Origin of the sequence: Rhodovibrio salinarum DSM 9154 (assembly GCF_000515255.1) — a bacterium.
GTDB lineage: Bacteria > Pseudomonadota > Alphaproteobacteria > Kiloniellales > Rhodovibrionaceae > Rhodovibrio > Rhodovibrio salinarum.
In genome coordinates this window covers 1,511,676-1,531,580 of the sequence record NZ_KI911559.1, presented here as the reverse complement: position 1 = coordinate 1,531,580, position 19,905 = coordinate 1,511,676, and the positions used below count along the sequence as shown (strand labels likewise).

19 protein-coding genes and 1 tRNA gene are annotated in these 19,905 nt (G+C 66.5%); 7 read left to right on the top strand and 13 right to left on the bottom strand.

Annotated features, from left to right (window positions below; genetic code table 11):
- Positions 1–209: 209 nt before the first annotated feature.
- On the bottom strand, positions 210–1,565 hold the full coding sequence (gene aroA, locus RHOSA_RS0107085) for a 3-phosphoshikimate 1-carboxyvinyltransferase (protein ID WP_027288128.1): 1,356 nt from the start codon (positions 1,563–1,565) through the stop codon (positions 210–212).
- Between the two features lie 222 nt (positions 1,566–1,787).
- Between aroA and RHOSA_RS0107080 the strand changes: the two genes are divergently transcribed.
- Together RHOSA_RS0107080 and RHOSA_RS0107075 are read left to right on the top strand one after the other, a co-directional pair.
- A complete protein-coding gene (locus tag RHOSA_RS0107080; protein ID WP_027288127.1) occupies positions 1,788–2,150 on the top strand; it encodes a TIGR02300 family protein in 363 nt (120 codons plus the stop codon).
- A 263-nt stretch (positions 2,151–2,413) separates the two neighbouring features.
- Positions 2,414–2,489, top strand: a tRNA-Ala gene (locus RHOSA_RS0107075).
- Between the two features lie 396 nt (positions 2,490–2,885).
- Here RHOSA_RS0107075 and RHOSA_RS0107070 read toward each other — a convergent pair.
- Together RHOSA_RS0107070 and RHOSA_RS0107065 are read right to left on the bottom strand one after the other, a co-directional pair.
- Complete coding sequence (locus tag RHOSA_RS0107070; RefSeq protein WP_027288126.1) at positions 2,886–3,296, bottom strand: (R)-mandelonitrile lyase; 411 nt, start codon at positions 3,294–3,296, stop codon at positions 2,886–2,888.
- 30 nt (positions 3,297–3,326) lie between these two features.
- Positions 3,327–3,965, bottom strand: coding sequence for an NADPH-dependent F420 reductase (locus RHOSA_RS0107065; RefSeq protein ID WP_027288125.1), 639 nt, complete (start codon positions 3,963–3,965; stop codon positions 3,327–3,329).
- Positions 3,966–4,361: 396 nt separating this feature from the next.
- Between RHOSA_RS0107065 and RHOSA_RS0107060 the strand changes: the two genes are divergently transcribed.
- Positions 4,362–4,715 carry a cyclophilin-like fold protein gene (locus tag RHOSA_RS0107060; RefSeq protein ID WP_027288124.1) on the top strand — a complete coding sequence of 118 codons (354 nt, stop codon included), beginning with the start codon at positions 4,362–4,364 and terminating at the stop codon, positions 4,713–4,715.
- Between the two features lie 118 nt (positions 4,716–4,833).
- The gene (locus RHOSA_RS0107055) at positions 4,834–5,580 is read left to right on the top strand and encodes an SDR family oxidoreductase (protein WP_027288123.1); all 747 of its coding nucleotides are present in this window, start codon (positions 4,834–4,836) and stop codon (positions 5,578–5,580) included.
- A 125-nt stretch (positions 5,581–5,705) separates the two neighbouring features.
- Here the strand turns inward: RHOSA_RS0107055 and RHOSA_RS24085 are convergent, their stop codons facing one another.
- From RHOSA_RS24085 to RHOSA_RS0107035, 4 genes are all read right to left on the bottom strand, one after another.
- Positions 5,706–6,374: a CPBP family intramembrane glutamic endopeptidase gene (locus RHOSA_RS24085; RefSeq protein WP_051431904.1), complete on the bottom strand. Its 669-nt coding sequence runs from the start codon at positions 6,372–6,374 to the stop codon at positions 5,706–5,708.
- Positions 6,375–6,601: 227 nt separating this feature from the next.
- Positions 6,602–7,066: a (R)-mandelonitrile lyase gene (locus RHOSA_RS0107045; RefSeq protein ID WP_027288122.1), complete on the bottom strand. Its 465-nt coding sequence runs from the start codon at positions 7,064–7,066 to the stop codon at positions 6,602–6,604.
- Between the two features lie 291 nt (positions 7,067–7,357).
- Positions 7,358–8,533, bottom strand: coding sequence for a glucose 1-dehydrogenase (locus RHOSA_RS25485; RefSeq protein ID WP_081728551.1), 1,176 nt, complete (start codon positions 8,531–8,533; stop codon positions 7,358–7,360).
- Positions 8,534–8,763: 230 nt separating this feature from the next.
- Positions 8,764–10,200: an MFS transporter gene (locus tag RHOSA_RS0107035; protein ID WP_051431903.1), complete on the bottom strand. Its 1,437-nt coding sequence runs from the start codon at positions 10,198–10,200 to the stop codon at positions 8,764–8,766.
- Positions 10,201–10,392: 192 nt separating this feature from the next.
- Between RHOSA_RS0107035 and RHOSA_RS0107030 the strand changes: the two genes are divergently transcribed.
- Complete coding sequence (locus tag RHOSA_RS0107030; RefSeq protein ID WP_027288119.1) at positions 10,393–11,286, top strand: LysR family transcriptional regulator; 894 nt, start codon at positions 10,393–10,395, stop codon at positions 11,284–11,286.
- A gap of 45 nt (positions 11,287–11,331) precedes the next feature.
- Here RHOSA_RS0107030 and RHOSA_RS0107025 read toward each other — a convergent pair whose 3' ends face one another.
- Complete coding sequence (locus tag RHOSA_RS0107025; protein ID WP_037255849.1) at positions 11,332–12,105, bottom strand: carboxymuconolactone decarboxylase family protein; 774 nt, start codon at positions 12,103–12,105, stop codon at positions 11,332–11,334.
- A gap of 251 nt (positions 12,106–12,356) precedes the next feature.
- Here RHOSA_RS0107025 and RHOSA_RS0107020 point away from each other — a divergent pair, with 251 nt between their 5' ends.
- Together RHOSA_RS0107020 and RHOSA_RS0107015 are read left to right on the top strand one after the other, a co-directional pair.
- Positions 12,357–12,818 (top strand): (2Fe-2S)-binding protein, encoded by a 462-nt coding sequence (locus tag RHOSA_RS0107020; protein ID WP_027288117.1) that lies wholly within the window; start codon positions 12,357–12,359, stop codon positions 12,816–12,818.
- A gap of 7 nt (positions 12,819–12,825) precedes the next feature.
- Positions 12,826–15,033 carry a xanthine dehydrogenase family protein molybdopterin-binding subunit gene (locus RHOSA_RS0107015; protein ID WP_051431902.1) on the top strand — a complete coding sequence of 736 codons (2,208 nt, stop codon included), beginning with the start codon at positions 12,826–12,828 and terminating at the stop codon, positions 15,031–15,033.
- A 77-nt stretch (positions 15,034–15,110) separates the two neighbouring features.
- On the opposite strand, the gene RHOSA_RS0107010 is transcribed toward RHOSA_RS0107015, so the two are convergent.
- From RHOSA_RS0107010 to RHOSA_RS0106985, 5 genes are all read right to left on the bottom strand, one after another.
- A complete protein-coding gene (locus RHOSA_RS0107010) occupies positions 15,111–15,977 on the bottom strand; it encodes an SDR family NAD(P)-dependent oxidoreductase (protein ID WP_027288115.1) in 867 nt (288 codons plus the stop codon).
- Between the two features lie 92 nt (positions 15,978–16,069).
- Positions 16,070–16,945, bottom strand: a complete 876-nt coding sequence (locus RHOSA_RS0107005) for a LysR family transcriptional regulator (RefSeq protein ID WP_027288114.1) — start codon at positions 16,943–16,945, stop codon at positions 16,070–16,072.
- Positions 16,946–17,213: 268 nt separating this feature from the next.
- A complete protein-coding gene (locus RHOSA_RS0106995; protein WP_027288113.1) occupies positions 17,214–17,978 on the bottom strand; it encodes an SDR family NAD(P)-dependent oxidoreductase in 765 nt (254 codons plus the stop codon).
- Complete coding sequence (locus RHOSA_RS0106990) at positions 17,978–18,922, bottom strand: 3-hydroxyacyl-CoA dehydrogenase (RefSeq protein ID WP_027288112.1); 945 nt, start codon at positions 18,920–18,922, stop codon at positions 17,978–17,980. Before RHOSA_RS0106990 ends, RHOSA_RS0106995 begins: the two co-directional genes overlap by 1 nt.
- 78 nt (positions 18,923–19,000) lie before the next feature.
- Complete coding sequence (locus tag RHOSA_RS0106985) at positions 19,001–19,888, bottom strand: N-acyl homoserine lactonase family protein (RefSeq protein ID WP_027288111.1); 888 nt, start codon at positions 19,886–19,888, stop codon at positions 19,001–19,003.
- Positions 19,889–19,905: the final 17 nt, after the last annotated feature.

The window sequence follows — 19,905 nt, the reverse complement described above, 5'->3', positions numbered from 1 at the left end:
CACGTCACTCGCCGGTTACCCCCACCGGGCGGTCATCCCCGTCCAAAGGGGGCGCCTTCTTGGGGCGCTTTTGCCGCCCGGGCGAATAAACGGTATCAACGCCACCCCGGTTCCGTTAACCCCACACGCGAAAGTTCAGGCGCGTCGGCACGCTCCGCGCTGGCGGCGGCAATGGGCGGGGACAATGACGGAAGGGCGCGCGGGCCGTGCTAGAGGACGCCAGGCCGGAGATCCGCACCCAGCGCCGCCATCAGCCGATCGAAACCGGGAAAGGAGGTCTCGCTCGGCCGCGCGTCATCGATCGCCACCCCGGCCTCGCTGACCAGACCCAGCACGAGGAAACTCATCGTGATCCGATGGTCCAGGCGGGCATCAAGCGTGGCGCCCCCCTCCGGCCGCCGGCCGCCAGTGCCGTGGACGACCAGCCAATCAGCGCCCTCCTCCACCGTGACGCCGCAAGCTTCCAGCCCACGGGCCATCGCATCCAGGCGGTCGCTCTCCTTTACCCGCAATTCGCCGATGCCGTGCATCACCGTCCGCCCCTCGGCAAGCGCGGCCGCAACGCACAGGACCGGATACTCGTCGATCATCGACGGCGCCCGATGTGCCGGTACCTCGACCCCCTGCAACGGCCCCGCCTCGGCGATCAGATCGGCCACCGGCTCGCCGGCCTCGGTGCGCTCGTTCTGCATGGTAAGTGCCGCGCCCATCTCGCGCAGGGTGGTCAGCAGCCCCGTGCGATGCGGGTTCATGCCGACCGCTGGCAGTTCGACCCGCGAGCCCGGCACCAGCAGCCCCGCGACCAAAGGGAAAGCCGCCGAGGAGGGATCAGCCGGCACACGCACCGGCCGGCCGGTCAGCTCCGCCTCGCCCACCAGAATCGACCGGCGGCCGCGCTCGGTCCGGTCAACCCGAACCTCCGCGCCGAAGGCGCGCAGCATCAATTCGGTGTGGTCGCGGGTATCCTCGGGCTCGATCACGCTGGTCTCGCCCGGCGCGTTCAGGCCGGCGAGCAGGATGGCCGATTTCACCTGGGCGGAGGCGACCGGCAGTTCGTACGCGATCGGCATCGGATCGGCGGTGCCGGTGACCGTCAGCGGCATCCGGCCGCCGGTGCGGGCGGCGATCTGCGCGCCGATCCGGCTCAGCGGCTCGATCACCCGGCCCATCGGGCGCCGACGCAACGAGGCATCGCCGGTCATCGTTGCGCGCACCGGGTGACCGGCCAAAACCCCCATCAGCAGCCGGGCGCTGGTGCCGGAGTTGCCGAGGTCGAGCACCTGGTCCGGCTCGATCAGCGCGCCCACGCCACGCCCCCAGACCCGCCAGCTCTCCCCCTCGCCGCCGCGGTGCACCGTAGCCCCCAAGGCTTCCATCGCATCCGACGTCGCGATCACGTCGGCACCGGTCAGCAGGCCGTCGATCGTGGTTTCCCCGGCCGCCAGCGCGCCCAGCATCAAGGCGCGATGAGAGATCGACTTGTCGCCCGGGACGGCGACGCGGCCGGATAGCCCGCCAGCCGGGCGGGCGGTCAGCGGACGTGGAAGCGCGGTGGGATCGGTCATGAGTCCTGAGAGCGTTATGGCCGCACCAGCGGGCGGCTTTGGGTCGGGGCGAGAAAGCCGGACGGCCCGGCCTTTTCCTTTTGACAGGTCCAGCCAGGGCGTGGCAATTGCCGTCGCCAACCGCCAGGGGGCGGCGGCGCGCGGCAGATGTCCACTCGCGGGGCGTCGCCTCGAACGCGGTACGCAGTCAACGCCAAGCACGCAGCAACGGGGGAGCGAACCGTGGCCAAGCCCGAGTGGGGCAAGAAGCGCCTGTGCCCGTCGTGCGGCACGAAGTTCTACGACCTACGGAAAAACCCGCCGGCCTGCCCGTCGTGCGGCGAAACGGTCGACGTTGAAGCGCCGGCCAAAAGCCGGCGCAGCCGCAGCAAGGACAGCAGCCGCAGCAAGGCTGCTCCGGCCGCAGCGGCCGCACCGGCCGAAGAGGAAGCCGTCCTGGGCGAAGATACCGAGGACACGGGCCTGGACGACGATACCAGCTACGAGGAAGACAGCAGCGAAGAGATCGACGACAGCTCCGACCTGGGCGGCGACGACACCGCGTTCAGCAACGTCGTCGACGACGACGACCAGGAAGACAACTAACCGATCTCAACGGGTCTTGCGACCTGACGGCGGGCCAAGGCCGCTGACCAGCTCAAGCGGCGGCCCGCCGGTCAACCTCGCCGGACCAGATCCCGCGCAGGCGGACCTGTTCGGCCAGACGATCGACGCCGAACCGGACCGGAAAATCGATGCAGGAGCGTCCTCAGTTTTCTCTTGTCACCGGGGACCACGCTTCTTAGGTTCCGTGGCGACGGCACACGGCGATTCACACGGATCGCACCCAGCCGCCGTCGCTTCAGGATGGGGCCGTAGCTCAGCTGGGAGAGCGCTACAATGGCATTGTAGAGGTCGCCGGTTCGAGCCCGGCCGGCTCCACCAAGCTATCCTTTGAAAAGCACCAAACCGTTCTGCTTTTTTTTAGTCAGAGGAAACGCCTCTGCCCTGATGGTGGAGCGTGCCGCAATAGCGGCCCTCGCTGCGCCGTGCCTGAGCGTCAATAATGCGGGAAAGAACAAGCGTTCAGGTGTTCTGCATTATTGATGCGGCTTGCACGGCGCCCCAACGATTAAGAGCAGAGACATCGGCTGGTGGCCGGGCGGCCCAGTGGCGGTTACAGGCGCACGGCGCAGACGCCCCGCCCTGTCGGAGCGGGTGAAGAAAGCGCAGGCGCATAGACTCCGGAGCCAGATTGCAGGGAACCGCAGCTTAACGATGACCCGAGCGTTTGCGGGCCGCATGGCGTAGCGGGTCTTGCAAGGTGGCCCGGCTTGGCGCTCAGCGCTCACCACCTTCCCCGAAATAGTCCTCATCCGAGACCTTCTCCATCCAGGTGACGGGGCTGCCGTCGATGCTTTCCTGGACGGCGATGTGGCTCATCGCCGTCTCGGGCGACGCCCCGTGCCAGTGCTTCTCGCCGGCGGGGAACCAGACGACGTCGCCCTGGCTGATCTCCTCGATCGGCCCGCCTTCGCGCTGCACGCGGCCGCGGCCGAAGGTGACGATCAGGGTCTGGCCCGCCGGATGGGTGTGCCACGCGGTCCGGGCTTCCGGCTCGAAGGTGACGTGAGCCCCGCTGGCGCGGCCGGGTTCTTCGGCCTGAAACAGCGGGTCGATGCGCACCGTTCCGGTGAAATAGTCTTCCGGCCCCGGGGTCGAGGGGCTGCTGCCTGAGCGGATGATCTTCATGGTCGTCTCCTTATTCTGAGCGTTGTGCGTTTAACCGCGCAGCTTGTCGAAACGGTAGGTGAGTGCCGGGCCGCCGGGCTGGTCGTACGCCAGTTCCGCGGTCACCAAGGCGAACGGTTCGGCGAAGCGCCCGGTCCGCAGACCACCGGTCTCCAATGGCTCGAAGCCGATGTCGCGGATCAGACCCGCCGCAACGTCCTTGGCCCCGACGTCGTCGCCGTAGACCAGGAGCTGTGGCGGCGTGTCCGTGCCCTTGCGGGCAAACACCGGGGCGAAGCTTTCCGACGGACTGGTGTTGAAGCAGGAGACCCAGCGGGCCTTCGGTCGCAGGGCGGCCAGTTCCTCCGCGCCGGAGGTGGTCGGGCCCAGCACAAGGTCGCTATTGCTGTCGTTCAAGGGGACACAGCAGTTGAGCACGACCTGGCCGGCCAGGTCGCCCGCCTGCGCCAGAACGTCGTCGATGCGCGACCAGTGCACGGACAGCAGGACCGCCTCCGCGCCGTCGACGGCTTCGGCGACCGAGCCGTCAGCGCCGCCGCATTCCGCGGCCAGGCGTGCGAGCTTGGCCTGGCTGCGGGCATAGGCAAAGGTCACGTCATGCCCGCAGGCGGCCCAAAACTTGCCCAGCTTGCCGCCCATCAGGCCCGATCCGAGAATGCCGATCTTCATCCGTGTCTCCTCGCGGTCTTCCAGGCCGGCGGCCGGGCCAGCTTGGCTGCGGTATCGCCGTTTCTGGAAAACAACGCCGGTTACAGGCGATCTCATCGCCACACGTTAGAGATAGCGGGTCATCCATGGCGCTTAACGGTCAGAATGCTCAAAAGACTTATGAGCATTATTCACGAATGCTCATGCCCTCTCGCGTCCGCCTGAATACGAGGGTCACGTGCAGCCATCTCGCGGGATCAAAACGCCAGTCCGTATCGGTCCCAATCGACCGGAATTCGGCACGTCGCATTCGTTCGATTTATGAGTTCGGCTCATGGGTGCCAGTACAACACAAGGGATAATTCCCTCGCGCTTTGACGCTTAACTCTTTGAGCGAACGAAGACCGGAGGCCCACCATGACCCGAATCAACATCCGCGTCGCAGACCGGGTTCTGCCGGCGACGCTCGACGACACGCCGGCCGGGCGCGATTTCGCTGCCCTGCTGCCGCTGGAGCTGGAGCTGAGCGACTATCACGGGGTCGAGAAGATCGCGGACCTGCCGCGCAAGCTCGACATCACCGACGCGCCGTCGCGCTACGCGGCCAAGGCCGGCGACATCACGCTCTACGCCCCCTGGGGCAACCTCGCGATCTTCTACAAGCCCTTCCAGGCCGCAGCCGGCCTGGTCCGGCTCGGCGCCTTCGATGGGCCGATCGATGCCCTGCTCCAGAAGGGCGCCTTTCCGGTGCGCATCGAACGGGCCGAGTGAGCGCACGGCCTTGAAAATTCTTCCCGATCAGAAGCGCGCGTCGCGCTGCCCTCCGCGAACCGACCCCTTCCGCTGCCGGCGAAACGGCCGCGGAGCGCAAACACAGTAGGAGAAAGTCATGACCGATAACATCACCGGAAAAGTCGTCGTCATCACCGGCGCCTCGAGCGGCATGGGCGAAGCGACCGCCCACGACCTGGCAGCCAAGGGCGCCAAGGTCGTGCTCGGCGCCCGTCGGACCGACCGGCTCGAGACGCTGACGAAGGAGATCACCAAAGCTGGCGGCGAGGCCGTGTCCGTCTCTACCGACGTGACCAAGCTGGAAGACGTCCAGAAGCTGGTGCAGACCGCCAAGGACAGCTTCGGCCGAGTTGACGTGATCTTCAACAATGCCGGCCTGATGCCGCTATCGCCGCTGGAAAGCCTGCGGATCGACGAGTGGAACCAGATGATCGACGTGAACGTGAAGGGCACGCTCTACGGCATCGCCGCCGCGCTGCCGATCTTCAAGGAGCAGAAGTCCGGCCACGTCATCAACGTCTCGTCGGTCTACGGGCACAAGACCGTCGAGACCGGCGCCGTCTACTGCGCCACCAAGCACGCGGTCCGCTCGCTGTCCGAAGGACTGCGCCAGGAGGTCAAGGACTACAACGTCCGCGTCACCGTGATCTCCCCGGGCGCAGTCGATACGGAGCTGACCAGCCACATCACCGAACCCGGCGTCGGCGATACGGTGCGCGACGTGGTCAGCAAGATCGGCGTCCCGGCCGGAACCATGGCCGATATGGTCGCTTTCGCGATCTCCCAGCCGGACAACGTGGACGTGAACGAGATCCTGTTCCGCCCAACGGTCCAGCCCGTGTAACCGACCCAGCCGGCCAACCTCAAACGTCGAACAGGGCCCGCCGCCTCTCCGCGGTGGGCCCTGTTTCGCGTTACGAACAGCCCAAGCCGCCTGCCGAACGGCACCGGCGACCGATCCCGGGACGGCTAGCCGGGGATCGACCCATGATAGAAGAACGCGCCGAGCCCGAGCGTGAACAGCGCCTGGCCGGCCAGCGTGTGCATCAGGAAGACCAGGGGGAACGAACCGCTGCGCTCGTAGGCGTAGCCGAAGGCGATCCCGCCCAGGAAGGTCAGGGTCAGGGCGACCCAGTTCTGATAGAACAGGTGCGCCAGCGAGAACACGCCGGCGTTCAGCACAACACGGATCACCGGCCCGCCTATCAAATGGCCGTAGCGCCGGAAGAACAGCGGGCGGAACACGATTTCCTGACCGATCACCGACAACACCGGATAGAGGGTCATGATCAGCACCCAGAGTCCGGTGCGCTCGACCGGCATCGACAGGAACGCATAAGGACGCAGCCACAGCACAAGCGCCGCCATGATCGCGATCGCGAGGATCACAAAAGCGGCCAAGAACGGCAGCCAGCGCGCAAGGCCGTGGAACGCGATCAATTCGCGCCAGTGCCAGCCCGGGGTGAGCTGAAGCAGAACGACCGCCAGGAGACAGACGACAGCGATCGGCCCGAACACGCCAAGCGTGTCGAAGAAGGCGAACTGCAGGGCCGGCGCAACGAAAAACAGCAGACAGAATTCGGCAAGCAGCCAAGCGCGCCGGGCAGGAGCCGGGGCCGATGTTGCGGTATCTGTCACGGTTTCATCCGAACGCGAAGATTATTATTGGCGTCCCCAACGCCCCGGCACTGGCACCGGCGCATGGCGGTCGCGTGGAACGTTTCTGGTTCGTCTAGACGGCTGACTATACCATGGCGCGTTTCAGGATTTTGACGGGGCCGGGCCCTCAGGAGGGCGGCTGACCGTCCAGTTCGACCTGGCCACGGCCAGCCACCCCGTTTCCTTACAGATGGGTCAATCGCTGGTCAGTCGAGGTACTGGTCGTCGCTAACCGCCTCCAGCCACTTCACGTTCTCGCCATCGACAAAGGCCTGCAGGGCGATATGGCCCATTGAGGTGCTGTCGGTGGCGCCGTGCCAGTGCTTCACGCCGGCCGGGGTCCAGACGACGTCACCCGCCTGGATCCGGCGCTTCTCCCCGCCTTCCTGCTGTACCCAGCCGGTGCCCGAGGTCACGATCAATGTCTGGCCAGCAGGATGGGTGTGCCAGTTGGAGCGGGCCCCGGGCGCGAAGGTGACGCGGCCGGCCGAGAGGTTGCGCCCATCTTTCTGGGCGAACACGCGGTCGACCACCGCCGTGCCGGTGAAGTACTTGTCCGGGCCGACGAACGAGTCCCGCGAGCCGTTCTCGGAAATCTCCATGTCCTGCGCCATCGCCGGAGCGGCCGCCAGAACCGCGGCCGCGCACAAGCCAGTCAGGTGCCGTTTCATCGTGTCTGCTCTCACTACCGTGGCTGGATGGATGCGTGCTCAAGATCGGCGTTGCAGCCGTCGACAGGAGATTAGGCTCCCAACGGGGCTCGATTACTGGGGAGATATTGCTTGAAGTTATGACCCGGACTCATGAGTTGCGCAGCACAGAACCGACCAAGCCGGCAAGGGGTGAGCGCGAGGCAGTGAACCAAGTCGCAACCGGCTCCGGCCCCCCCCGCAACTAGATATTGGGGTTCTATTTGGCAAACGCCGGCGCTCAGTAGATCCGGCGACCTCGATCTCCCCGCTTTATCGGACGGTGTAGCCACCATCCACGGCGAGCGCGTGCCCGATCACGTAGCTGGACCCCGAACTGCACAGCCAGAGGACGGCGTTGGCGATCTCTGCCGAGGAGCCAAGCCGTCGGGCCGGCACCTCCTGCATCAAGGTGTCCATGGCCTCTGTTTCGGTTGCTTTCATGCCAGCCGCCATCGGGGTGTCGATGATCCCCGGGCAAACCGCATTAATCCGAACCCCCGTCGCGGCATATTCGAGCGCGGCGCTCTTCGTAAAGCCAAGGACGCCATGCTTGGCCGCGTGGTAGACGCCGCGTCCCGGGACCCCGACCAGCCCGCCGAGTGACGAGCAGTTGACGATCGCCCCCCTGTCCTGCGCGCGCATCTGCGCCAACTCGTGTTTCATGCAGGCCCAGACGCCCCGCAGATTGATCGAGGTGACGCGGTCGTACTCGCTGCTCTGCGAGTCGGCCGTATCCGTCGCGGGCGATTGAACGCCGGCGTTGTTGAACGCCACATCCAGGCGCCCGAAAGCGGCAACGGTTTCTGTGACCATGTCTCGTACGGCGAGCTCATCGGCCACATCGCATGCGATGGCAAGGGCCTGGTGGCCTTCTTCCTTGAGCTGAGCGGCAGCCTTGCGCGCCGTATCGCCATCGACGTCGGCAAGCGTCACGCAAGCCCCCGCCTGGGCGAACGCGCGGGCCGTCGCCAGCCCCATCCCCGACGCGGCCCCGGTGACCAGTGCGACAGCACCGGTGAAATCATAGCTCACAGACCCCTGAGCCATGCCAGGCCCACCATCTGACCCCGTATGCGTGCGACGCGGCGTGATCTTCACGGTCGCGGTGCGCGCGCGCGCGCCCAGCATCGGAATCAGGTACCGGCTATCCCGATACTTCTCCCGGTAGGCATCATCGATCAGCTCATTGAGCTGGCCTTCGACCGGTTCGAAGGTAACCTCCCTGGTCAGGCCGGCCGCCGTGATCCGGCCGGCCTTCTGCTGCATCGCGGCTTGATACCAGCGGGACTCCCGACCGTTGTAGGCCCGGACGTAGAGTTCCCCCTCCACGGCCACACACCAGATCCAGGTGGGGGTTCCGTAGGTTGCGCCATCCTCCCGGAAGGGGGCGACGTGCAAGTCATCCTGCTCGGTGATTCTGCGCAGTTCGTCCTGCGGCCACGGCATTGAAAATGTCCTCTGTGTTGCTATGGTTCGACCAGTCGATGGTGGCCTCAAGCGGGCCTGACGGCTCTCGGGGGCGGCAAGTCGCCGTCGACCGATCCAAGACGTACCAACCCGTGTGAAAAGCCGAAATCTTCCTGGAAGTTCACTCGAGTGCCCGAGCGTAGGCGGCAATGTCACCACTCCGGCGTGGCCGCCATGGGACGCACCGTCCGTGTTTAGCAGCCGCGTTCTCACGATGGCACATCACCAGTCGCGTCCACCGTATCTTCCGGCGCAGAAGCCGTTCGCACGGTCCTGCCGCGCGCCAGCAGGACAACCAGCGCGCCAGACAAGGACGCACTAGCCGTAATCAGCACGGCAGCGTTCCAACCGGATAGCAGACGTTCAGGTGTTGCGGTGCCGTCCGGACTTGTCACCAGCAGCGTGACGATGGTCAGGCCGATCGAAGAGCCGAGAAAACGGGCCGTGTTATTGGCGCCACCGCCCATTGCGGTGCGGTCGGCGGGCACACTTTCCACCGCCTGACGACCGAGCGCGGCGTTCAGCACGCCGTAGGCCAGACCGGCCAGCAACAGCGGCGGCAACAGGCGCCAAAGCGAACTGTCCGGTGCCAGGCCATACAGGCCGAGCTGCCCGCCCCCAGCCCCGAGCAGTCCAATGACCAGCAAGCTGCGCGGGGTGGTCGACGTTGGCAGCCACCGGACCCCAAAGGCGGTCAGGACGCTCGTCGCCGACCAGGCCATCAGCACGGCCGCCGCGAGCGCCGTGTCCACGCCCATGGCTCGCTCCAGCAGCGTTGGCACAAAAGACGCCAGCGAGAGCACACCGGTGCCGGCCGCAAGCGCCGCAACGGTCGCCCCAACGAACGCTGGGCGCTGAAATAGGCCGAGGTCCAGCATCGGATCAGACATGCGGCGCTCGACCGCGACAAACCCGACCAAAAGGATCAGGCCGGTCGCGAGCAGCACGAATGCGGACGACTGTCCCCAGCCCGCGCGGAGTTCCACCAGTCCGGACAGGAGGGCGGCCAGGCCCGATCCGATCAGCAGTGTTCCGATGAAATCGATGCGCCGCGGCGTGGGCGAGCGGGACTCCGGCAAGACGGTCCATCCCGCCAGCGCGAGCGCGCCCCCGCCAAGCGCCGTCGCCAGATAGGGCAGCCGCCAGCCGCCGACATCCGCGAGCAGCGCCGACAGCACCGGGCCGATCGCCACACCGGCCCCAATCGCGGCCGCCCAAACGCCGGTGGCGCGGACTCGTGCCGGACCGGATGGAAAGATCTGCCCCACCAAGCCGAGACCGCAGGCCAGGATCGCCGCCCCGCCGAGGCCCTGCAGCACACGCGCCAACACCAACAACAGTGCCGTTGGCGCCATCGCGGCCACCCCAGACGCCCCAGCCAAGACCAGGGCACCCACGACAAAGGCCCGGCGGCGCCCATAATCGTCGCCGATCGCACCGCTGCCCAACAAACCGGATGCGGCCCCCACCGCGATCGCGCTCATGATCCACGCCTGGGCCCCAGGGCCGGCGTTCAAGGCAATGGCCGTATCGGTCAGGGTCGTGAGAGGCACCGTGAAGGCGATCAGCACGAGCAGCGGGCCCGACGCGGCAACGGCGAGGATCGCCCCCGTGCCGCAGGGCAAGCGGTCTCGCATGATCTCCATAACGTGTCTGCTCCTGATTTTTGTTCCGGCTGAGCTGCAACCTCGACTGCAATCAAGATGGCTCAGGCGATTAGGCCGTTGTACACGCCCTGTTTTGTATAGACTTATGAGTTTTTATCATGAATGCTCCGCCAAATGTCCGGCCAAGGTTCTGAAAAATTTGGAACCGAGCCAATGGGGAGGGTCTCAAACATGTTGCGCGAAAACGCTTCCGATTTGATCGCTTTCCTGATCGTGGCCCGGGAGCGGAGCTTCACCAAGGCTGCCGCCCAGCTCGGCGTCTCCCAGTCGGCGCTCAGCCACAAGACCCGCGGGCTCGAAGAACGCCTGGGCATCCGCCTGTTGAACCGCACAACGCGCAACGTCACCCCGACGGAAGCGGGGGACCGGCTGATGCGCCGTCTCGGCCCGCGGTTCGCCGAGATCGAGGCCGAGCTGGAAGCGATCACCGAACTGCGCGAAAAGCCGGCCGGAACGGTCCGCATCTCGGCTATCGACTACGTTGCCGATACGATTCTCTGGCCAAAACTCTGCCGGTTCCTACCCCAATACCCCGACATCAAGGTGGAGGTCGCGATCGACTACGGTCTGACCGACATCGTCAAACAGGGGTTCGATGCCGGCGTGCGCGAAGGCGAGCAGATCGCCCAGGACATGATCGCGGTCCGCATCGGCCCGGACATGCGCATTGCCGTCGTCGCGGCCCCATCGTATTTCGCCGATCGACCAAAGCCGGAAACACCGCGCGACCTACTCCAACACAACTGCATCAATCTCCGCCTCCCCACCCATGGCGGGCTGTATGCCTGGGAGTTCCAGAAGGGCGACGAGGAGCTGAGCGTGCGTGTCGACGGGCAGGTCATCTGTAACGGCACCTACCAAACGCTTAATACGGCACTGGCTGGCCTGGGAATCGCCTATTGTCCGGAGGAGCTGGCGCTGCCGCACGTCGAAGCCGGCCGCCTGACCCGCGTGCTCGAGGACTGGTGTCCGCCGTTCTCCGGGTTCCACCTCTACTACCCAAGCCGGCGCCAGCATTCCCCCGCTTTCGCCCTGGTGGTGGACGCACTGCGCTATCGGGGCTGACCCGATCAGCTCGCGCCATCTCGGGTCAGCAACCGACGGGCCGTCTTATTGCTCGGCACGCGTGTTGAACACCTCCTTGGCGACCGGCATGGAGGCGAACACGTTCGGCCAGCCGGCGTAGAACGCCAGGTGGGTCAGCACCTCGGACGCCTCCGACTTGGTCAGACCGTTGTCCATCGCCCGGTTCAGATGGAACGAAAGCGCGCCGGTGTGGCTGTTCGAGATCAGGGCGCTGATCGTCACCAGGCTGCGATCCCGTGGTTCCAGCGCCGGCCGGCGCCACAGCTCGCGGAACAGCAGGGCGCTGGTGTAGTTGACGACGCCCTGGGAAACGTTGCCATAGGTCTCCTGCAGGCTCTGCTTGTGGGCCTCAGCCGCCTCTTCGTCGATCGGGGTCAATTCCGGATTGGCCGAGGGCAGCTGCGAGGCGTCGACATCGCGCGCGTCGAACACCTTGTCCGCCACTTCTACAGCCGACATGGCGTTGGCCCAGCCGGTGTAGAACGCCAGATGGGTGATGATCTCCGACAATTCGGAGGGCGTGACGCCGTTGTCGAGCGCACGCCGAAACTCAGCCGGCATATCGTCCGGCTGGTCGCGGGCAATCAGCGACGCCACGGTGACGATGCTGCGATCCCGCTTCGACAGATCCGGGCGCTGCCAGACCTCACCTTCCAAATCTTGCTGGGTATAAGCAGCCAGTGCCGGAGAGACGGCCGCCACATCGGGGGACGTCTGATCGGTCTGAGCGTCTTCGGCGTTGGCCGGAGCGACGCCTACGAGAGCGAGCGACAGTGCAGTTGCGGCGAGATATTTCATAATCTGACCCTCCAATCGCGACCATGACGGGTCGCAAGAAACGTGATGCGCACATGTGTCCAGCGCACTTCAGTTTGGAGAATCCCGCCCGGTACGTTTAGGGCGACCGATCCGATATTTCCTATGAAAGCCGCTCATGAATAAGACGCGTATACACGATTGACGAATATCCGTCTGTGATCAACATCACTGCCGTAACAGCAATCAGACGGCTGACTGCGCGCCCATGATAGCCCAACAGGGAGACTTCCATGGCCTACAGCATTACGGTTAACGGGCGCACCCGCGAAGTCGATGCGACCCCGGATACGCCGCTCTTGTGGGTGCTACGCGATGAACTCGGCCTGACCGGCACGAAGTACGGTTGCGGCATCTCGCAGTGCGGTGCCTGCACGGTCGAGATCGACGGCACGGCGCAGCGCTCCTGCTCCCTGCCGATCGTCAGCGTGCAGGGGTCCGAGATCACGACCATCGAAGGCCAGAGCGACCGTGTCGCCCAGGCCGTGCAAGACGCCTGGACCGCGATCGACGTGCCGCAGTGCGGTTACTGCCAATCCGGACAGGTGGTGAGCGCGACCAACCTGCTGCGCGCCAACCCGGCGCCCAGCGATGCCGACATCGATAAGGCGATGTCGGGCAATATCTGCCGCTGCGCAACCTACACCCGAATCCGCCAGGCGATCCAAGACGCCGCAGGCAAGCTGGAGGGCTAAGGCGACCATGAGCGATACCCACACCATGCAGGCCCGCACGGGCACCAGCCGGCGCACCTTCCTGAAGCAGGCTGGCACCGCCGCCGCCGGGCTGGTCGTCGGCGTCTACCTGCCGACCCCCGGCCGGGCCGCCTCCGGCGCAGCCAGCGTGATCCAGGGCGACGGGACGAGCACGGCCGCGGCGCCCAACGCCTTCGTACGGATCGCCCCGGACGACACGGTGACCGTGCTCAGCAAGCACAGCGAGCTCGGCCAGGGCCCCTATACCGGCCTCACCACCCTGGTCGCCGAAGAGTTGGACGCGGACTGGTCGCAGATGCGCGCCACCGCCGCCCCCTCCGACCCCGAGGTCTATAAGAACCTCGACTTCGGCTTGCAGGGCACCGGCGGCTCGAACGCGATCAAGAACTCCTACACCCAGATGCGCCGGGCCGGCGCCGCCGCCCGGGCGATGCTGGTCGCAGCCGCGGCGGAGACCTGGGACGTGCCGGCGGACGAGATCACGGTGCGCCAGGGCCGTATCCGCCACGAGGCCAGCGGCCAGGAAGCCGGCTTCGGCGCGTTCGCCGCCGCGGCTGCCGAGCAGCCAGCGCCCAAGGAACCGAAACTGAAGTCGCCGGACCAGTTCCGCCTGATCGGCACCGACGTGCCCAAGGTGGACTCGCGGATCAAGGCAACCGGCGAAGCACAATTCACACTAGACCTGCAGCCGGAAGGCACGGTCACGGTCCTGGTCGCCCATCCGCCGCGCTTTGGCAGCAAGGTGACCTCGTTCGACGACAGTGAGGCGCGCAAGATCAAGGGCGTGCTCGACGTCAAGCAGGTGCCCTACGGCATCGCGGTTTACGCGACCGGCTTCTGGCCGGCGAAGAAGGGGCGGGATTCGCTCGAAATCTCCTGGGACGACAGCAACGCCGAAACGCGCTCGTCGGAGGAGATCATCGCGGATCACCGCAAGCGCGCGCAAAGCCGCGGAAAGCCGGCCGCGGACCGTGGACAGATCGACGACGCCCTGGCCGGTGCCGAGCAGGTGCTGGAGGCCGAGTTCATCTTCCCCTATCTCGCCCACGCGCCGATGGAGCCGCTGGACGCCCTAGTGACGCTGCACGACGACGGCGCGGAAGCCCGGTTCGGTTCGCAGCTTCAGACGGTCGACCACAAGATGATCGCCCAGACGCTGGGTCTGCCGATGGAGAAGGTGCAGATCCACACCATGCTGGCCGGCGGCAGCTTCGGCCGGCGTGGCCAGCAGAACGGCGAGTTCGCCGCCGAGGCCGCGGCCGTCGCCAAGGCGTGGGGCGAAACCGACCGACCGATCAAGCTGGTCTACTCCCGCGAGGACGATATTACCGGCGGGCGCTACCGGCCGATCTACGTGCACAAGCTGAAGGGTGGCCTGGACGCCGACGGCAACATCGTCGCCTGGGATCAGAGCATCGTCGGCCAGTCGATCATCGCCGGCTCGCCCTTTTCCGGCATGATGCAGGACGGCATCGATCCAACCTCGGTCGAGGGCGCACGCAACCTGCCCTACGCTGTCCCGAACCTGCACGTCAGCCTGCAGTCGACCGACGTCGGCGTGCCGCCGTTATGGTGGCGGTCGGTTGGCCATACCCACACCGGCTTCGCCACCGAGGTGTTCCTGGACGAGCTGCTGGCCGCCGCCGGCCGCGATCAGGTCGAGGGACGTCTTGCCCTGCTGGGCGACCATCCCCGCCACGCCGGCGTGTTGAAGGCGGTCGCGCGGATGGCCGACTGGGATGCCGGTCCGCCGGAAGGCCGGGCCCGCGGCGTCGCCGTACACAAGTCGTTCGACACTTACGTCGCTCAGATCGCCGAGGTCAGCCAGGGCGAGGACGGCCTGCCCAAGGTCCACCGCGTCTGGTGCGCGGTCGACTGCGGCGTGGCGGTCAACCCGAACGTGGTGCGCGCCCAGATGGAAGGCGGCATCGGCTACGGCCTCGGCGCAGTACTGTACGACGAGGTCGAGCTTAAGGACGGCAAGCCGCAGCAGAACAACTTCGACGGCTACCGCTCGCTGCGGATGGACGAGATGCCGGCCGTCGAGGTCGAGGTGGTCCAGTCCGACGCCGAGCCGACCGGTGTCGGCGAACCCGGCACGCCGCCGATCGGCCCGGCGGTGGCGATCGCCTTCCACCGCCTGACCGGCCAGCGTGTGCGCCGGCTACCGTTCGTGAAGTCGGTGCAGACGTAACGCGCGCCTCCCCCGGCTGACACCTTCACCGTCAGCCGGGGGCGATTGCAAGCGTTAGGTGATCAGTACGTCGCGCGTCATGTCCGCGGTTCCGTGTTAGCAAGCGCGATGCGATCCCAGGCAGCCGCCACCGCCTCGGGACTGCCCGCCGCGACGGCACGGAGATCGCGCGGATAGTCAACCCCTTCCGCCTCACACGGCTTGACTGCGTGGAACTGACCGTTGCTGGCGCGCAGCACCCAGCCGCTGGCCTCACACGCCTGCGACACCAGGAAGGCCGCGCCCGGTGCGACCGCATCGGGACGTAGGTCCTCGGGCTCACCCTCGACGCCCCACATGCGCGTCTTCGCGACCGGAGAGATTGCGTTGACGCGGATGCCATGCGGCGCGCCCTCGTGCGCCAGCACGTTCGTAATGCCGACGGTCGCCATCTTGGCCGCGGCATAGGCGCTCAAACCAGCCTGTACGTAGTCGGGATAAAGCGCCCGATCCGACGTCGTCAGCAGAATCCGGCCATAGCCCTGCGCCTTCATCACCGGCCAAGCTGCCTGTGCCAGCCACAGCGGTGTCTCCAGGCCCAGCGTCGTCATCCGGGCCAGAAAGTCCGGCTCCAACGCCTCGATATCCTGGTAGCCGACCCAGCCAGCGTTGTGGATCAGGATATCCAGGCGCCCATGGGTAGCCACGACGCCCTCGATCAGCGCCCGGCAAGCTTCTCGGCTGTCGATCCGGTCGGGCGCCGCGACGACGTCGCAGCCGCGTGATCGGAGCTGCGTCGCGGCAGCCTCGGCAACCGATGACTCTTGCCCCGTCCCGTGCGTATCCGCGCCGATCTCCTGGAGGATCACCCGCGCCCCCCGGCGGGCGAGCAGCTCCGCATAGGCAAATCCCAGGCCGCGCCCTGCGCCAGTTACGATAGCAACCCGATCTTCGAAACTGATCACCTTTACCTCCTCGTTTGCTTGAGGAGACGGGTAGAGGGCGCGTTACGATCGGTCCAATACCGTTTATCTGCTTCAGCGATATGCCAAGGCTATCACAGAGCCATATTCACGAAGTTTTGCGCCACCGTGCCAAGCGGTTCATCGCGGTGGCAGAGGAAGAGGGTGAAGCGCGCCTCTTCCTGAGCAAGCGGTCGGTAGACGATCTCGTCCGCACGAAAACCGGTCATGCTTGCCGGGACGAGCGCGACCCCGATCCCGACCGCCACCAGGGCGAGCACACCGTGAATCTGCCCCGCCTCCTGAACCACCTGCGGCACGAAGCCGGCCGTCGCGCAGAGCTGGATGACCTGATGGTAGAAGCCCCGCCCTTCCGACGCCGGCCAGATGACGAACGGCTCGTCTGCGAGATCGCGGAGCGTGACCGCGCTGCGGGTCGACAGCGGATGACTGGCCGGCAGGGCGATCGCGAAGCTGTCCCCGTCGAAGGCAATCATGCGCAGGCCGGCGTCGTCCGGCAGCGGCGGGAGCAGCACGGCGAGATCGCTCGTCCCCTCGCGCAGGGCCGTGACCTGCGCGGCCGTCGTGGCCTCCCGCAGATCAAGCCTGACCGCGGGATAGGCGTGCCGAAAGCCCCGAATAGTCCCCGCCAGCCGGCCGTGCATCGCGCTGGGAACGTAGGTTAGGCGCAACAGCCCGGTCCGCCCGGCCGCCGCGTCCCGGGCCGCCGCAATCGCCAGATCGGCTTGATCGATGGCCAACCGGGCGTGTTCGAGCAGAGCTCTCCCGGCTGGCGTCACGCGGACAACCCGGTTGCCGCGCTCCAGCAACTCGGCGCCGACCTCGTCTTCGAGACGTCGCACAGCGGCCGTCAGCGGCGGCTGGGACATGTTGAGCCGGGCCGCCGCGCGATGGAAATGGAGTTCCTCGGCGACGGCAATGAACTGCCGCAGCTGGCGCAGATCGATCATCAGGGGCTGTCTTTCGGCATCGTGGCGCAGCGTGGAGCCTATCGCTTCGACAAGCCGACAGCCATGTCCCGTGGCGTTGAGCCCGGTTCACGATTGTGAACACCCGACCGGTGAAGGCTACACCCCGAGGTTTGCCGTAGTCTGGTCGAGACAGGCCCATGGCCTGGCCGCCTGCCGGATCTCACGCCCCCGACTGGATGACCTGCGCCACCGCCTCATTCGGCTACGTAGGCTCCCGGGCGCGCTGGCAAGACGCATGCCTGCGCTTTCAGTGGGCCAACCAGCCGCCATCCACGGGCAGGCTGGTGCCGGTCACCATCGCCGCGCGATCGGATGCCAGGAAGACGACGGCCGCCGCGACCTCGGAGACCTCTGCCAGCCGCCCAAGCAGGATGTTGCGATCAACATAGTCCCGGAACTCGGGCTGCTCCAACTGCGCCGCCGTCATCTCGGTGCGCACGAAGGTTGGCGCCACGCAGTTCACCCGAACGCCCGTCCCGGCCAGGTCGACGGCCATCGCCTTGGACATCCCCTCGACCGCGAACTTGGTCGCGCAATAGACGGTCCGCAACTTGAGGCCGACGTGTCCGGCCTGGGAGGACATGTTGACGATCGATCCGCGGCCCTGCTCGACCATCCGCCGCGCCGCGGCCTGGGCGACGAAGAACGCCGCGCGCAGGTTCAGGTTCGCGACCCGGTCGAACGTCTCGGGGTCGACGTCGAGGAAACTCTGCGGCGCGTTCGTGCCGGCATTATTGACCAGCACATCCAGGTGCGGGAGGTCAGCGATGTCGGCCGCCGCCGCGTCGATCTCGGACACGTCACGGACCAGGACACGGGCTTCGACGCCCCGGTCCCGGATCTCGCCGGCCAGTACCTCGAGCTTCTCCCGGTTGCGTGCCATCAAGGCGACGTTGGCGCCTTCGTCCGCCAGCGCCAGGGCACAGCCGCGCCCCAGCCCCTGGCTCGCCCCGGTCACCAGCGCCCAGCGGCCCGCCAGCGCCCCATCGTCTCGTCCCGCCTGGCCGCCCATCACGTTCCATCCTTCTGTTCGGCCGCAGTCTTATGCGCGGCCAATGCCATCAGGCGGCGATCGCGCCAGGCGCCGCGTGTCTGCAAATCCTGCTCCGGCAGGCATGCGCGCCGCTCGGCCTCGACGCGCGCCACCAGTTCCTCGTTCCACGGCTGCGGGTCGGTCCGATCGCGGGCGATGTCGAGATAGAGCCCGCCCAGACGCTCGGCGTAGTCGCGCACCCCGCCCGGCGCATTCAAATCGATCGTCTCGAACGGACCCATGAACGACCAGCGCAGGCCGAGCCCGTGGGAAACCGTTTTGTCGATATCGGCGACGCTGGCGTGGCCTTCCTCGAACAGCGCCCAGGCCTCACGCAGCAGCGCCCCCTGCAGCCGGTTCAGAATGAACCCCTGGGGCTCGCCCCGGACGTGAACCGGCACCTGTCCGACCTGCGTCATCAGCTCCCGAGCCTGCGCCACGGTCGCTTCGGAGGTCGCGGGACTGGGCACGAGCTCGACCACCGGCACCAGATAGGGCGGATTGACCGGGTGCACGATCAGATAGCGGTCAGCATGCGCCATCCCGCCGGTGAAGGCGGAGGCCGGGATGCCGGACGACGAACTGCCGACCAGCGTGCCCGGGCCCAGGAGCGGATCGATCTGCTCGTAAAGCGCGCGCTTCACGTCGGTCCGCTCGAACACCGATTCCTGCACGTACTGCGCACCCGCCAGCGCGCCGCCCAGAGTCTCGACGATGGTGATGCGGTTGCGGATCGCGGCGGGGTCCGAGATCAGTCCGGACTGCTTGAGATCGGCCAGCGCCGTATCCAGGCGCCCCGGCAAGGCCGCCAAGGTCGCCTCCGCACCATCGAAGACGCGCACGTCGTGTCCGGCCCGCGCGAACACGATCGCCCAGCCGGCGCCGACGAGGCCGGCGCCCACAATTCCAATATGTCCAGTCATCGAAAACGCCTCACGACCACGACACCGACCCCGGCGGGACGGCCAACCGCCACCGCCGGGCCGGCGTCGATTGGGGACCTAGCCGACCTTCGAGGTTTCCTGATCGGCAACGCAGATTTCGGAGACCCGCAGGTCCTTGTCCGAGATCCGGCTCGGGAACTCGTCCTTCAGCCGTTCCTCGTGCACCGGCACGACGCGGCGCTTTTGGTAGCCGACCTGGCGCATCATCTCCTCGGTCGCGAGGACCATGTTGGTCTGACTACCCGTCGCGAGGCCGACCGGCGTATAGACGTTCTCGGCATCCACGGCGCCGCCGTCGCCCTCGATGTTTTCGTAGACATAAATGAGGTCGCCGGCGAGCACCCAGGGATCGCTGGACTCCGCCTCGCCGTCGTTGCGCACCGTGACCCACATCGAGCCAAAGGTATGGGTGTCGTAGGCGACGTGCAGATCGATGCCGGGCAACACGTTCTCCATGTCGCCGTCGACCGTCACCAGACGGCCCTGGCGCGCCAGATCGACCCCGCGCAGGATATCGCCGGGATCGACCGCAATCATCATCCAGCGCATGCGCTCCGGCAGCGACATCGCCCAGACCCACTTCGCGATCTCGCGTTCCTGGATGTAGAAGGTCGCGTTCGGGAAATCTTCCACGTTGCCGAAGTGGTCGAAGTGCGCGTGGGTGACGAAGACCGTGTCGACGTCTTCCGGGGTCAGGCCAACCTCGGCCAGCACCTCGCGCGGGCTGTGCCAATTCTTGACGCCGAACTTATCGGCCAGATGCTTGCCGTAATCCTTGTGGTTATAGCCCACGTCGACGAGCGCGACGTGCCCATTGCCCTTGATCAGCGCATAGGCATACGGGAGCTTGCGATAGCCCTGGTTGTGATAGGCATAGATGATGCCGCTCACGTGGTATTCGGGCACAGCCGCATACTCCAATACGTAGATCGAATAGTCCGCCATGAACGTTTCTCCCCTTG

What these genes read in the sequence shown, in the direction of transcription:
- aroA (WP_027288128.1), bottom strand. Translation starts at nt 1,565, where the DNA reads ATGACCGATCCCACCGCGCTTCCACGTCCGCTGACCGCCCGCCCGGCT.
- RHOSA_RS0107070 (WP_027288126.1), bottom strand. Translation starts at nt 3,296, where the DNA reads ATGAAGATCATCCGCTCAGGCAGCAGCCCCTCGACCCCGGGGCCGGAA.
- RHOSA_RS0107065 (WP_027288125.1), bottom strand. Translation starts at nt 3,965, where the DNA reads ATGAAGATCGGCATTCTCGGATCGGGCCTGATGGGCGGCAAGCTGGGC.
- RHOSA_RS0107060 (WP_027288124.1), top strand. Translation starts at nt 4,362, where the DNA reads ATGACCCGAATCAACATCCGCGTCGCAGACCGGGTTCTGCCGGCGACG.
- RHOSA_RS0107055 (WP_027288123.1), top strand. Translation starts at nt 4,834, where the DNA reads ATGACCGATAACATCACCGGAAAAGTCGTCGTCATCACCGGCGCCTCG.
- RHOSA_RS0107045 (WP_027288122.1), bottom strand. Translation starts at nt 7,066, where the DNA reads ATGAAACGGCACCTGACTGGCTTGTGCGCGGCCGCGGTTCTGGCGGCC.
- RHOSA_RS25485 (WP_081728551.1), bottom strand. Translation starts at nt 8,533, where the DNA reads ATGCCGTGGCCGCAGGACGAACTGCGCAGAATCACCGAGCAGGATGAC.
- RHOSA_RS0107035 (WP_051431903.1), bottom strand. Translation starts at nt 10,200, where the DNA reads ATGGAGATCATGCGAGACCGCTTGCCCTGCGGCACGGGGGCGATCCTC.
- RHOSA_RS0107030 (WP_027288119.1), top strand. Translation starts at nt 10,393, where the DNA reads ATGTTGCGCGAAAACGCTTCCGATTTGATCGCTTTCCTGATCGTGGCC.
- RHOSA_RS0107025 (WP_037255849.1), bottom strand. Translation starts at nt 12,105, where the DNA reads ATGAAATATCTCGCCGCAACTGCACTGTCGCTCGCTCTCGTAGGCGTC.
- RHOSA_RS0107020 (WP_027288117.1), top strand. Translation starts at nt 12,357, where the DNA reads ATGGCCTACAGCATTACGGTTAACGGGCGCACCCGCGAAGTCGATGCG.
- RHOSA_RS0107015 (WP_051431902.1), top strand. Translation starts at nt 12,826, where the DNA reads ATGAGCGATACCCACACCATGCAGGCCCGCACGGGCACCAGCCGGCGC.
- RHOSA_RS0107005 (WP_027288114.1), bottom strand. Translation starts at nt 16,945, where the DNA reads ATGATCGATCTGCGCCAGCTGCGGCAGTTCATTGCCGTCGCCGAGGAA.
- RHOSA_RS0106995 (WP_027288113.1), bottom strand. Translation starts at nt 17,978, where the DNA reads ATGGGCGGCCAGGCGGGACGAGACGATGGGGCGCTGGCGGGCCGCTGG.
- RHOSA_RS0106990 (WP_027288112.1), bottom strand. Translation starts at nt 18,922, where the DNA reads ATGACTGGACATATTGGAATTGTGGGCGCCGGCCTCGTCGGCGCCGGC.
- RHOSA_RS0106985 (WP_027288111.1), bottom strand. Translation starts at nt 19,888, where the DNA reads ATGGCGGACTATTCGATCTACGTATTGGAGTATGCGGCTGTGCCCGAA.